This is a genomic window from Jeotgalicoccus huakuii, from assembly GCF_036665975.1.
GTDB classification, from domain to species: domain Bacteria; phylum Bacillota; class Bacilli; order Staphylococcales; family Salinicoccaceae; genus Jeotgalicoccus; species Jeotgalicoccus marinus.
In genome coordinates this window covers 41003-54544 of record NZ_JAVIYN010000008.1, presented here as the reverse complement: position 1 = coordinate 54544, position 13542 = coordinate 41003, and the positions used below count along the sequence as shown (strand labels likewise).

The following is a 13542-nucleotide window of genomic DNA, read 5'->3' as shown; positions in this document are numbered from 1 at the left end:
CTGCAGTCTTCTTACTTACTGGGCTAATTGACGTTTGATTTCACCATTGAATTCATCTAAGTCAGCAGGTGTACGGCTTGTTACTAAATTACCGCAAACCTCAAGTGCCTTATCGTCCCAGTTTGCACCAGCATTAATTAAATCGTTTTTTACATTTTTCACGCTTGTTACATGTCTATCTTTTAATAGATTCGTATCTACTAATAATTGTGGACCATGGCAAATCGCAAATACGGGTTTGTCATTTTCTAAGAAATGTGTTGCAAATTTACCAAAACGGTCTTCTTTGTCCCCTCTTAAACTATCAGGTGAGAATCCGCCTGGGATAAGAAGCGCATCATAATCACTCGCTGATACGTCTCCAATAGCGTGATCTGATTCAAATTGACCACCCTTTTTACCTTCGACTGTTTCACCCTCTGGAGAGATAAGATCAACCTTATGTCCTTCCTGTTCCATTGTTTCTTTAGGGCTAGTATATTCAATATCTTCTACTAAGTCTGTCATAATTACAGCAATATTTTTAGTCATTGTAACATTCCTCCATTATGATTTCTTGCATTATATAATATTCCCGTAGACAATATTTTTAAACATCTTTATAAGTATCAAAATACCCTAAAAGTTTAAGATAGACTTTTAGGGTATTTACTCTATTCACTAGAAGTGACAAGTGAATCATCACTACTTTGTAACTCATTATTAACTTCTTCGACATGCTTTATGTATCTGTCACTATTTGAAATATGAACATCCATGAATGCCTTATGCGCTTCTTTTTTGTTGGCAATCATTGATTTAAATTCTAAGATAGCAAGTGTTCGATTCGATATTGCGAGCAAGAGATCTTCTTTCATCTTCGATAGGTGTTCTCTTTCCTTATCAGCGAGTTCTGTAGGAATTGATATTTTTGAAATCTCGGTTTCTAATTCACTATAACGTTCGTTTAAATCTGTTATCATTTCGGCAGCTTCATCAATTTCTAATAAATTGTAGTTATATTCAGTATACATCGGAATAAAATTTTCATTCCAAATCGATGATATACTCGCACCTGTCTCATAAAGTTGCGCGCTGACATACTTCAAAGATGGCATCTGAATATTTTCTAATTCGATATCTGACAATCCATCGACGGTAAAGACATCTTCACGATCAACTATGTCTGTATTTGCATCTTCTCCCACTGAATCAATAACGAGATGATTAATCGTGGTGTGCGACTTAGTGACAAGTGGCAAATTTTCAGTTCTTGATAATTTGTCTGTTGTACTGCACCCTGTTAGAAGTATGACAAATACTGTTAGAAGTATTTGTTTCAAAAGAAAGGACCTCACAAATTAAAGTTTTGGTTGATTCTCTTTCGTATTGTAACATAGCTGTAATTTAATTGAAACATCTCATTAAAAGTCTATTAATACCATACAAAATAAATGATAAAACAAGCAACTACCATAACAATTAACGACAATGGTGTACCGACTTTTAGATAATCACTAAATTTGTAACCACCTGGCCCGTATACTATTAGGTTGGTTTGGTAACCAATCGGTGTCATGAAACTTGCAGATGCTGCGATGGCAATTGTAACAACTAAGCCCATATAATCGACGTTAATCGCATTTGCCATCTCTATAGCAATTGGAAACATTAACACTGATGCTGCACTATTTGTAATTACTTCTGTAAAAGTATTCGTAACAAAATATATAATAAAGATAACGCCAAGAACACCAAAAGGCGTAGACAAGTACGTTAAACCACTTGCAACATATTGTGCAAGACCCGACTCAGTCATCGCTGCACCAACACCAAAGGCGCTGGCAATGAGTAGAATGACATCAAACTGAATGAAACTTGTTATCTCTGTCGGGTTAATAAATCTAAACCCAACCAATAAGACAACAAGTACTAACATTGCTTCTAGCATTGATAACCAGCCCATAGTGACAACTAAAATCATCAGCAAGAGGGCAACCAGGCCAATCCAGCCTTTAGTCATATCTTGTTTTAGTTTCTCAGGCGGTTGCACAGGCGTAATAACATAAAAATCTGACGAATGTTTGTTTCTATCTATAAAGGTTTGATCTGCAATAAGTAGTAAGGTGTCACCTGTCTTTAATACGATATCGCCAACACGACTTTTGATGCGCTGATTATTTCTATGTATAGCAATAACTCCAGCATTGTACCTATTTTTAAAATTCACTTGCTTAATTGTTCTATTTAAAAGTGATGAATTATGAGAAACGACTGTTTCAACTAACACATTATCATCATTTTTAAGATCTTCTAAAGTAAGTTCTGTACCCGTTTTTACACTGACTCCTTTTTCCTTTTGAATTTTTGCGATGGTATTTAAGGAACCAGAAAAAATAATATGGTCCCCTTCTTCAACAACTGTCATACCATTAATAGGAAAAACCCTTTTGTTATTTCTTAAAATTTCGATTATATAAATGCCATCAAATACTTCTTTTCCTAACTCTGTCACCGTGTTCCCTGCAAGTTCAAATTCATCTTCTATAACCGCTTCAGCTAAAAATTCTTTTGTTTCTTGGCTAATTTGCTGTTTGGCTCCTAAGTGTTCAGGTAATAAACGGTAACCAATGGTTAATAAGAAAATTAGCCCCACTATAGTAATGGGTATTCCGACAACTGAGAGTGTAAAGAAACTAAAACCCTCAAGACCTGCACTTAGTAATAAGCCATGTACAACTAGATTCGTCGATGTACCAATCATGGTAATGGTCCCACCGAGAATTGTCATATAAGATAAGGGCATTAAAAATTTTGAAGGGCTGTAATTATTATCTATAGCCCAGTTTTTCAAGATTGGGGTTAAGGCAACGACAATTGGAGTGTTGTTTAAAAAACCAGACGATAGACCTAAAGGTAATAATACTTTTAACATACTTGCTTTGATATTTTTACCTTTCCCTAAAAGACGATATACTACAAGTTCTATAATGCCGTGCTTCTGGATTGCACCAGCAACTATAAATAATAGAAGTATAGTGAGCATCCCTTCGTTTGCAAAGCCGCTAAGCGCCTCTGTATTGGAAATGACTCCACTTAATAGAAATACAACCAAGGTGAGAAATATCAAAAAATCCGCTCTCATCACTTCAAATAACAAACCAAGCAACATCAATACGATGATGATAGCAACAAAAATCATCTCTCCAGTCAAAGTCGTCACCCCCTATCAATATTTTCTAAATCTTAAAGGTATCTTATCATATTTATAGATATCTCTATATAAAAAAAGAGCATATAAACTGCTCTTTAATTTTCAGATATAAAATTCACTAGCTCATCTGACATAGCTGGAGTCACTTCTTCAAGTGGTAATTCGAGACGAGGCTCACCAGCAGCCGGACTTGCGATTTCTTCTTGGTCAAAATTAAAAATAACACTTTCCTTCGTTATGTCTACATTACTAAAGGTCTTGGCCTCATTGTGTACCCAGTCAGATAACTTGTCTCGGTCGATATACGCACTGTACATTTCCATTTCAGCTAAGTTTCGGTTCAACACTTCAAATAGGTAATCTCTTTTTTCTGAAGATTGATCGAACAAACGATCTTCAATTAAGGTCGACGCTTCTTCGACATCGACGAACATAAAGGCTACACGGTTAATATCGTTGGTTTGATTCAACTGACTGTTTATATTAAATCTCAAGGCAAACACATCCTCATTTAACTGAGTCGGTGTAACTTGAATGTTTAAACTTGCATTAAATTCTTCATCAGCATCATCAGCACTGGTAAGATTATTGAACACTTCTATTTGTTCGTTCTTAAAATCAATTATGCTCTCATCAATAGACGCTATTTCAAACTTTGGGTATTCCACAGACACAATTTTATTGTCGTCTTCATCAGCCTCAGTTACTATTTTTAAACCCTCTTCTTCTGATTCCGTCAATTGTTTATCGTTAGCAGGTGCATCTTTGTCTTTATTTTCATAATGCCCATTTTCTAGCATTCCTAGCGCTTCTTCATTACCTCTTGGTTCGTTTTCTTCAGTGCTACAAGCTTGAAGCATTAAAACCATCATGCCAATCATCATTAAAACTATCTTTACTTTCATCCAATATGCTCCTACTATATTTGTAGTTAACGTATGCCATCTCGTGATGATCTTGATTTTGTTTTAGAAAAACCTAATTTTTTCATAATCCATTTTATACCGGGTGTGTGTAATAACATAAACTCCAACACTTTCATATCTCGTTTCAAACGATTAGGTTCTTTTAATAATCGGTATAGCCATTCGAGTTGAAACTTTATCCAAATTTCTGGTGCTCTTTTGATGTGACCACTTAAAACATCAAAGCTACCGCCTACACCAATAAAAATGCCCTTATCGAACGATTCTATATTATGGTATATCCATCCTTCTTGACGTTTGGCACCAAGTGCAACAAAAACGATATCAGGGTCTGAATCTATCACTAACTTTGAAACCTCTTCATCAAAACGGTTAAAATAACCATCCCTTCTACCCGCGATAACAACACCCGGAAAATCCCTTTCAACAATTTTAACGACATCTTTGTTTACAAGTTCACTTGCCCCTAAAAAGAATACACGTTTTTTATAGTCATTCGCGTATTGCAACAAGTCATACATGATGTCTACACCAGTCACACGTTCTTTTAACGGTGTACCTTTAAACTTCGATGCATTCACTACACCAATTCCGTCAGCGACAACATAATCCGCACTTTGAACAATTGCTTTAAAATCAGGATCATCTCTTGTTTCGATAACGACTTCTGGGTTTGCAGTCACTATGAAACATTTTTTATTTTCTTCTATTGCTGGATAGACGATTTTCTTTAGCAAAGAATACCTGGAAATATTAATAAATTCTATATCCATTAGTGTCACTGTTTTCTTTATCTCTCCCATGTCGTTACCTCCTTTTCAAAAGAAATCTTTACAATTTATATACATTAAAATGTTACACTATTTTTAGAATTAATATTTGTTTGGAGTGTGTTGTATGATTAAAGTATTTGCCCATAGAGGTGCTGAGTCCAGTCGACCTGAAAACACTAAAGATGCTTTTCTATACGCCTTAGAACTTGGTGCTAAGGCAATCGAACTCGATGTTCAACTGACTAAGGATAATGTACCTGTTGTCATTCATGATTATACCTTAACGCGTTATAATAAAGATTACACACTACCAGTAGATAATTATACATATGAGGCATTAAGCCAAATTGATGTCGGTTCGTATTTTTCAACTGATTATAGTCATTTAAGAGTACCAACCTTATCCTCAATCTTAGAAATCATACCACAAAATGTCTTATTAAATATCGAGATTAAAAATACTCCTAAAAGACATCAGGGCATTGAAAAAAAAGTTGCTGATTTAATCTCAGAATACCGTGAGATCGATAATACAATCGTATCTTCATTTGATCATATTGCTCTAAAGACAATCAGTGAAATTAATCCAAATTTGAAGCTCGGCTTTTTAATTCACTATCCAATGATTAATCCAGGTCAATACGTTCATAGCACGGGCTTAAACGCTGTCAGCATTCATCCTAATAAAAATATAGTCAATGAAACATTTATTCAAGAATGTAAACAATATGGTTACAAAATATATCCATACACTGTAATAGATGAAACTGACTACACCCGCCTAACTGAGCTCGGTGTCGATGGCTTTTTTACTTCTACAGCAGACTATTATTAAGAAAAGAAGAGGTGCCTAGGGCACCTCTTTTTTAAAGTGTATCTAGTTCTTCTGTCGAGGTTACAACATTATTACTATGGATCCAAACTAAGTCTGAACCCTTGTCAATCGTCCCTCTATACCAAGTGTTGTTTCCGACCAGTACCGTCTCAACAACGTTAAATTCTAAGCCCGCATGATGTTCTAAACTTTCATGGACATATTGTCTTTTACCACCCCAAGGCTCAGTTGACGCAAAACCACGACCAAGTAAATAAAATGTCTTTTTGTCGAAATCAACCACAGTGTGAACGTGTGAGGATGTTTCAATTCCTCTAATCCATCCGATAACGCCGTCCACACCACTTGGTTCTGTGCTCAGTAAGTAATAGTTCTCAAACTGATAAGTCGCTTCTCGTTTTACATAGTACACTTTATTTTTTAATATTTGTGCATCTCTTTTATTTTCATCACTATTCGGTGCTTCAAAAATATAAGTAGTATAGGCTTTTAAGTGTGCAAGTTTACTCACAGGACGAATGGAATAGGTATGTGATTCTTCCAATTCTTCTTCATTATCTAAAACCATTAACTTGCCCATTTTTTTATATTTGATATTTTTCGGATCCATCGCCATTACTTTAGAACGATATAAGTCCTTTTCTTCCTTTTGCATGTTCTGCCACTTGTTTAAGAAGGCTTCATACAGAGGTAAAACATCCTTCACATCGCCGTAGGCTTTGACTCTTCCAAACTCAAGCCATAATATTTTATCACAGAAAGTCTTCATTTGACCAATGGAATGGCTGACAAAAATCATCGTCTTTCCTTGATCTTTGAATTCCATCATTTTTTTTAAACTTTTATCCGCAAATGCTCTATCCCCAACGGATAAGGCCTCATCAATAATTAATATATCCGGATCAACCTTTACACTTATAGCAAAACCCAGTCTAGATTTCATCCCACTAGAATATGATTTTACAGGTTGATCTATAAAGTTTTCCAACTCTGAAAACTCTATAATTTCTGGCTCAAGCGCCTTAATTTCTTCCTTAGAAAAACCGAGCATCAGACATTTTAATTCAATATTGTCCCTACCAGTTAAGTCATCATTTAAGCCTGCCGCAACTGCGATTAAGGCAGGTTGGCCGTTGACTTGTACATCACCGCTCGTTTCTGGCACTATACCAGCAATGATATTGGATAAGGTAGATTTACCAGAACCATTGATTCCGATAAAACCAACGACATCGCCTTTGTCAGCTTCAAAGGATACTCCATTCAAGGCATAAAAGTTATCCCCATGTTCTTTTGGACTAATTAGGTCCAACATGCGTTCTTTAGAGCTCTCATACAATTTATATTTTTTTACGACATCTTTTGTCACTATAGCTTTTGTCATAGTACGACCCCATTATAAGTAATCAATAAAATTACGTCTGAATTTCATATGCAGTACTGAACCAATTAGCAGCATTACGAACATTAATACCCAATAATAAATAGTGTATTCCCAGTTTTCAATGAAGAACCATTCTGTACCAAAGAATGATGCACGATAACCTTCAATTAGGTACACCAATGGATTCAACTTCATAATAATCATCAAAGTCGGAAAATCTGACAACATCGATAATGGCCAAAGTACACCTGATAGATATAGGGCCATACGTAACAATGAATTCAAAAGTAAGTGTACGTCTCTAATCAACGTCGATAGTGTCGATGTAATCAATGCAAATGAATAGATTAATACGTAAGTTGCAAAGATATAATAGAACAACTGCACAAAGTAAAAGCTCACATAATAGCCAGCAATTTGAAATACAATAAATGCTAATACCAACATAATGATATGCGTATAAAACTTAGAAAATATAGGAATATTCGGTATTACACTTAAAGGAAAATTCATTTTTGATAGCATCTTCAGTCTCGTATATATCGACTTTGATGCCTCAATACTTGCTTGGTAGAAAAATGTCCACACAATAAAACCAATGAACAGCCAATAGAAGAACGGTACTTCCATTCCGTTCATTTCAATCGGCGCTCTTTGTCTTAAGGTGCCGAAGACGAACCAGTAAATCATAATTGAAATTACAGGTGTTAAAACTTCCCAGACAATGCCTAAGTAGTTGTTTTGATTCTTACTCTTTACATCATAGGTCGATAATCGTCTCACTAAGTAGAAGTGAGCGATTTGTTCTTTTAGTACATTAAGCATGGATTTCATCTTAGTCACAACCTCAATTTTTCATCAATGGTGCATTATACAATCTTATTTCTTAGATGACAAATAACTTCCTCTGCCACTCTTTCAGAAGCATGTCCATCTTCTAATGAACAGAACTTGTCTCTAAACGATTTAGTATTATAGGTTTCATTAAAATCTGAGTTTTCCGTTTCTTTAATTGCATTAATTAAAGCATCAGTTGTTTTCACGAGTGGTCCCGGCGCCTTGTTCTCAAAGTCGAAGTAGAAGCCACGGAGTTTATCTCGGTAGTTATCAATGTCGTAAACATAGAAAATCATCGGACGTTCTAAGTTCGCATAATCGAAGAAAACAGATGAATAATCTGTTATCAGTAGATCTGAAATAGAATATAGTCCTCTGATATCTTCATACTTAGAAAAGTCATATATAAAGTCTTCATATTCTGATATATCTAAGTTTTCACTGACGAGATAATGTAGACGAAGTACGATAACATAATCCTCACCCAAAGCTTCATACATTTTTTTCAAATCAAATTCTAAATTGAATTTGTAACGTCCTTTAGCATGATAGGAATCGTCTCTCCAAGTCGGTGCGTAGAGAATAACTTTCTTATCTTCTGGTAGGTTAATTTCTTTTTTAAGATTACTAACGGCCGCTTCGTCACTATTTGTGTATAAGAAATCATTTCTTGGATAACCAGTCTCTAATACTGTCTTATCAAATTGAAAGGCACGTCTAAATATTTCCGTTGAATATTCATTGGGAGATATTAAAAAGTCCCACTTAGCCGACTCTTTTGTAAAGTTACGCTTATACTTTTCTGTATTTGTACCAGGCATGTAAACTTCATCCATATCTGTTGCTAATTTTTTTAGTGGAGTCCCGTGCCAAGTTTGAACATAAGTCGTCGTCTTAGGTTTAGGTATCCAGAGCGGTAGTCGACTATTTGTAATCCAAAGTGTCGCCTTATTCATATAAATCATCCAGTTCAATGAAAATCTCTTAATGTAGGGTAGGTCATAGTGTTCAAATGTTTCAGCATAACGCTTATCAACGCTCCATAAGAGTCTGTATTCTGGATGATGTATAGACATATATTCATACAGCGCTCTTGGATTGTCACTATACTGCTTGCCGAGAAAACTCTCAAAGATAATCAAGGAGTGATCCTTATTAAATAATTTACCACATAACCAAAATGATGCTTTATATAATTTTAAGCCTAAACTTTTTAATTTTTTCATTTTCACCACACCTGAATCATATTCAATATAATATTATGCTATAATTCATAATACTACAAAATAGATTAACATTGCCTTAATTGGAGGAAATTTATCATGAAAAAAGTCATAACATATGGAACGTTCGACCTATTACATACAGGTCACATTAATATTTTAAAAAGAGCAAAGGAATTAGGGGACTATTTAGTTGTTGCTGTATCTACAGATGAATTTAATATGCTTAAACATAAAGAAGCCTATCATTCATTTGAAGAAAGAAAGCAAATCTTAGAAGCCATCCGCTATGTGGATGAAGTCATTGGTGAAGATTCTTGGGATCAAAAGAAAAAGGATGTTACAAAACATAATATCGATGTCTTTGTTATGGGGAATGATTGGGAAGGAGAATTCGACTTCTTAAAAGACCAATGTGAAGTCGTTTACTTACCAAGAACAAGTGGAATTTCAACAACCAAAATTAAAGAAGAACTAAAGGGTTCAGATGCTTAAAGAGCTCGCTATAAGTCTGTATTTAGCCTTTATACGATGCTTGTTCGAGGTCTTTAAAACCGGACCATTAAAAGATCGTACAGTGATGCTCGCTTCTTTTGGCGACAATATTAAGCATGTCATCGATGAAGTCCATAAGGAAACATCACTAGACATTATTGTTCTTAAGTCACAATCTTGTAAACTCAGCTTTAGAAAGGCGAAAATCACACTCAACTTTTCGATAAAACAACCGATTCACTTTATAAGAGGAATCTATTACCTTGCAACGAGCAAGCATATTTTTATCGATAACTATCAAGTGGAACTTGCTGCTTGTGACTTTAAAGATGAGGTCACCTGCACTCAACTGTGGCACGCTAATGGTGCAGTAAAATATTTTGGACTTAGAGACAAAACCATTAAAACAAGGTCTAAAAGTGCCCATGAACGCTTTAGAGAGGTCTACAAGAGATTTCATAAGGTGGTTGTATCTTCAGATGATATGGCTTATATCTTTAAAGAAGCCTTTGATTTAAGAGATGAAAATATCTTAAAGACGGGTTTACCGAGAACGGACTATTATTTTAATCAAACACTCGTATCACAGCGACGTGAAGAAATAAGGTCAAAACTCAAAATACCCAATGAGAAAAAAGTCGTGCTTTATGCACCTACCTATCGAGATGGTCAGTTAGATGAATATAAGTTACCACTCGATTTTAAGCAGCTTGAACAAGCATTACCAGACTATTGCTTTTTAGTGAAGCTGCATCCGGCTGTACAGGAATGTAGGATAGATGATTCTAATTTCGTTAAAAATGTCAGTCATGGCTATAAAATAGAAGACTTGATGGCAACATCAGACATACTAATCACAGACTATTCGTCCATCCCATTTGAATATTCCATCCTCAATAAACCGATGGTGTTTTTTGTTTACGACATCGACACATATGAAGAACAAAAAGGCATTTGGTTCGACTATGAAAAGTATATGCCAGGACCAGTTGTGAAAACAAACTCAGATTTAATATCCGTTTTAAAAGCAGAGAAATACGTTCTGGATGAAGTTAAGCAATTCAATCATAGAGTAAATCAATATGCTGATGGTCAAGCAACAAAAAAACTTATCCAAACACTGTATAAATAAGGACATGGAATCATATGACTCCATGTCCTTATTTTAGTTAACCTCGTCATCAGTTTGTTCTAATTCAGTAATCTTCTCTAACACACTATGATATATTCTCTGTGAATTATTATGGTCTTGATAATCAAAAATGCCTGATATATCAATATCTCCTGGTTTGAAGTTTAAATGAATTTGCTGTTGAATCAGATCTACTAATTCATCTTCTGTTCTCGCAATACTACCAATAAAAGTTTGATATAAAGGTCTTAACTTACCTTGTCTAAAGAACTTTCTCACATCAAAATGATAGTAGATTACCGGCTTATTCATTAACGTAAAGTCAAAGCTTACACTTGAGTAATCTGTTATCAACAAGGAATGCTCGATTAGCAAGTCTTGAACAGTCTTAGACCCTAACTGAATAAAGTTTATATTTTTACTTGGATTTAGGATTTCATTGTTAAAGTACATCTGAGCTCTATAGTGCGGGTAAAAGTTTAATCTAACATCATTGTCTTCTAAGAGCTTAATCAATCTTTCATTGTGAATCAGATTGTTGTAGTTGTTAAAGTATTGACTTGAGAGGAACTGCTCATCTGTATTAATCCAATCACGCCAAGTTGGCATTAGAAGGATATCCCTTGTCTTATTCCCCCTTGGAAGTGAATCAAAGCGTGCAAGGCCTGTAACAGCTACTTCATCTTCATAGTAGCCAAGCTTCTTCACAACTACATTCTCCTTTTCTGGTGTGCTCGAAACAATAAATAAATTAAATGGTAAATCATAGTACTTTCTGTGATATTCCACTCTCTTACGACCTAATACACCATGTTGTAAAAATACTTTTATAGTGTCTTCGTAGTTAAAGAAACCTCTTGCGGGTTTATACGGTAAGAGATTTTCTAAATCATGTGTCCCTAATAAGACGCCAGCTTTAAATGAAATCTGATAATGTGCATTAGAACCGAAGGCCAGCACATTAGGGTCTGATGAAATATTCTTATAGTCAGGTGCAGTGTCTTCAATGACATAATAAGCATTGATATCTGTGTTTTCTCTTAAATATTTGTAAAAAGCATATCCGTTGTCTTGAGCAGTGTCATATCGCTCTCCAACTAACCAAGTTGAAAAATCTTTTTCAGGTTTTTCCATTGGCAATGGTACACCTTTTGGAATGACGAAACTTTCAACTTTTAGATTATTAAATGGTGTAGTCGTCACTAAGAAATAATGTGTATTGCCTTCTCCATCTTTCTCTGTTTTTACACCATAGTAATTATCTTTCTTATAGTCTGAGTACTTATATTTAATCTTCTCTTTTCTAATAATTTCCCCATTCTCATGCACCATACCAATAAAGATATCTATAATTGTCTTATCCTTACTTTTAAGTCCCTTTAAATCAACCCCAGATAGATCCATATTAAATTCTACATCAATTGGTACAAGCGCTTGTTCCTTTGAATATCGATCTTCGAATATCATGAACATACTTGATTCAGTAAAGTTCTCTCTACCTCTCGTATAACCTTTAAGGTGGAAGTTTTCTATTTCTGTGACTTGTCGCTTAATTCTTGGACGAGTCAAATTAAAACCTAAACCTTGATCCTTCCTTCTATACAACCATATTTTTATATTTTCATAGTGATAAGAAATTAGGTGCCTTTCTCCGATTTTCGAATTTTCATAGTCACTTAAATCAGGTTGCATAATAACAGGTTCATTGCCTCGACTTAAAATGCTAAATCTCTTTCTAGAAAAACCATCCAACAATTCCTCAAATGGGATGTTTGTATAATACAATCCGGTGCTATCAACACTGACATCAAATGTTGTGGCGTCATTAGTGACAGTGTCATTTAGAATAACAGAGTCGACACCTTCACCAATATCGCACTTAAAGATAAGCTGCATGTAATCACTAGAAACCTTACTTTGAATATCAGTTAATATCACACTGTGATTCTCGATAAACACCAAGGATTCTCCATTGTAATTTTCTACTGCTAAATGATGCGATTTAGTTTTAAGAGTTTTCTTTGACCCTGTATAAGAGACTGGTGTTATCACCAAATCTTCTAAAATACATAAGGTCGCTCTTCCCATTGTTACATATGTGAAATCGTCCGCTGTAATATTTTGACCACTTGATTTTTCACCAAGTTCGACAATTTTGTTAGGGTATAGGAGCGCAAGGCATGCATTTTTATAGAAGCTCTCTTTTACCGATACTGACATTCTTTCATAGGCTACTGAAATATCATTGACTTCAATGCTCTCTTCATTAAAAGTGTATTCATTAAATAGCTGTTCAAGAATGATTGTCCCATTAACAAGTAGGTTATAGTATTGCTGATTCTTTAAAAATGAAGTTTTTGTTTGAAGATTATTACTCATGCGTATAATCATGTTTTTTCCTTCAAAACTCATTTTAATAGTTGAGTTACCTTCTAAATGCTCAAAGATATCATTTGTCAAAATAAGCGATACACTATTTTTATTTAATTCAAAGTCTAAGGGCACATTATAAGCACCGTTAGATAAGGTGAAGACGACAGACTTACTAGAATTAATATTATAAAAATGCCTTAAAGATAAATTGATGACAATCATCTCTTCAAAAACAGAGATACCCTCTACAGACACTTTTTTAATTATTAATTCACGCATACTTTTTGGTATCATGGTTCTCAATCTATTTTTGAATGAACTCATTTTTAAAACTCCTAAATATTAATGGAAACTATTGTTATTGATAAGTT

Annotated in this window: 11 protein-coding genes and 1 pseudogene; 3 read left to right on the top strand and 9 right to left on the bottom strand. The window is 34.6% G+C overall.

The features are described from left to right. Positions 1-15: 15 nt before the first annotated feature. The 5 genes from V6E76_RS05680 to V6E76_RS05660 form a co-directional block, all read right to left on the bottom strand. The gene (locus V6E76_RS05680) at positions 16-531 is read right to left on the bottom strand and encodes a type 1 glutamine amidotransferase domain-containing protein (protein ID WP_247350623.1); all 516 of its coding nucleotides are present in this window, start codon (positions 529-531) and stop codon (positions 16-18) included. Between the two features lie 122 nt (positions 532-653). Beyond that, complete coding sequence (locus V6E76_RS05675; RefSeq protein ID WP_247350620.1) at positions 654-1322, bottom strand: hypothetical protein; 669 nt, start codon at positions 1320-1322, stop codon at positions 654-656. 92 nt (positions 1323-1414) lie between these two features. Then, the gene (locus V6E76_RS05670; protein WP_499797726.1) at positions 1415-3202 is read right to left on the bottom strand and encodes an SLC13 family permease; all 1788 of its coding nucleotides are present in this window, start codon (positions 3200-3202) and stop codon (positions 1415-1417) included. Between the two features lie 86 nt (positions 3203-3288). Beyond that, positions 3289-4098: an RsiV family protein gene (locus V6E76_RS05665; protein ID WP_247350614.1), complete on the bottom strand. Its 810-nt coding sequence runs from the start codon at positions 4096-4098 to the stop codon at positions 3289-3291. A 26-nt stretch (positions 4099-4124) separates the two neighbouring features. Next, on the bottom strand, positions 4125-4922 hold the full coding sequence (locus tag V6E76_RS05660; RefSeq protein WP_247350612.1) for a WecB/TagA/CpsF family glycosyltransferase: 798 nt from the start codon (positions 4920-4922) through the stop codon (positions 4125-4127). 94 nt (positions 4923-5016) lie between these two features. Between V6E76_RS05660 and V6E76_RS05655 the strand changes: the two genes are divergently transcribed. Beyond that, the gene (locus V6E76_RS05655; RefSeq protein WP_247350611.1) at positions 5017-5727 is read left to right on the top strand and encodes a glycerophosphodiester phosphodiesterase family protein; all 711 of its coding nucleotides are present in this window, start codon (positions 5017-5019) and stop codon (positions 5725-5727) included. Between the two features lie 31 nt (positions 5728-5758). Here V6E76_RS05655 and tagH read toward each other — a convergent pair whose 3' ends face one another. From tagH to V6E76_RS05640, 3 genes and pseudogenes are all read right to left on the bottom strand, one after another. Continuing rightward, complete coding sequence (gene tagH / locus V6E76_RS05650) at positions 5759-7111, bottom strand: teichoic acids export ABC transporter ATP-binding subunit TagH (protein ID WP_499797725.1); 1353 nt, start codon at positions 7109-7111, stop codon at positions 5759-5761. 12 nt (positions 7112-7123) lie between these two features. Then, entirely contained in the window at positions 7124-7945 is an 822-nt protein-coding gene (locus tag V6E76_RS05645) for an ABC transporter permease (protein WP_166627289.1), read from the bottom strand. Between the two features lie 35 nt (positions 7946-7980). Beyond that, positions 7981-9171: pseudogene (locus tag V6E76_RS05640) on the bottom strand (CDP-glycerol glycerophosphotransferase family protein); the annotation flags it as partial. 99 nt (positions 9172-9270) lie between these two features. Between V6E76_RS05640 and tagD the strand changes: the two are divergent. After that, positions 9271-9666 carry a glycerol-3-phosphate cytidylyltransferase gene (gene tagD, locus V6E76_RS05635; protein ID WP_247350608.1) on the top strand — a complete coding sequence of 132 codons (396 nt, stop codon included), beginning with the start codon at positions 9271-9273 and terminating at the stop codon, positions 9664-9666. Beyond that, on the top strand, positions 9659-10798 hold the full coding sequence (locus tag V6E76_RS05630; RefSeq protein WP_247350605.1) for a CDP-glycerol glycerophosphotransferase family protein: 1140 nt from the start codon (positions 9659-9661) through the stop codon (positions 10796-10798). Before tagD ends, V6E76_RS05630 begins: the two co-directional genes overlap by 8 nt. A 33-nt stretch (positions 10799-10831) precedes the next feature. Here V6E76_RS05630 and V6E76_RS05625 read toward each other — a convergent pair whose 3' ends face one another. Next, entirely contained in the window at positions 10832-13495 is a 2664-nt protein-coding gene (locus V6E76_RS05625; RefSeq protein WP_247350603.1) for a CDP-glycerol glycerophosphotransferase family protein, read from the bottom strand. Between the last annotated feature and the right edge of the window lie 47 nt (positions 13496-13542).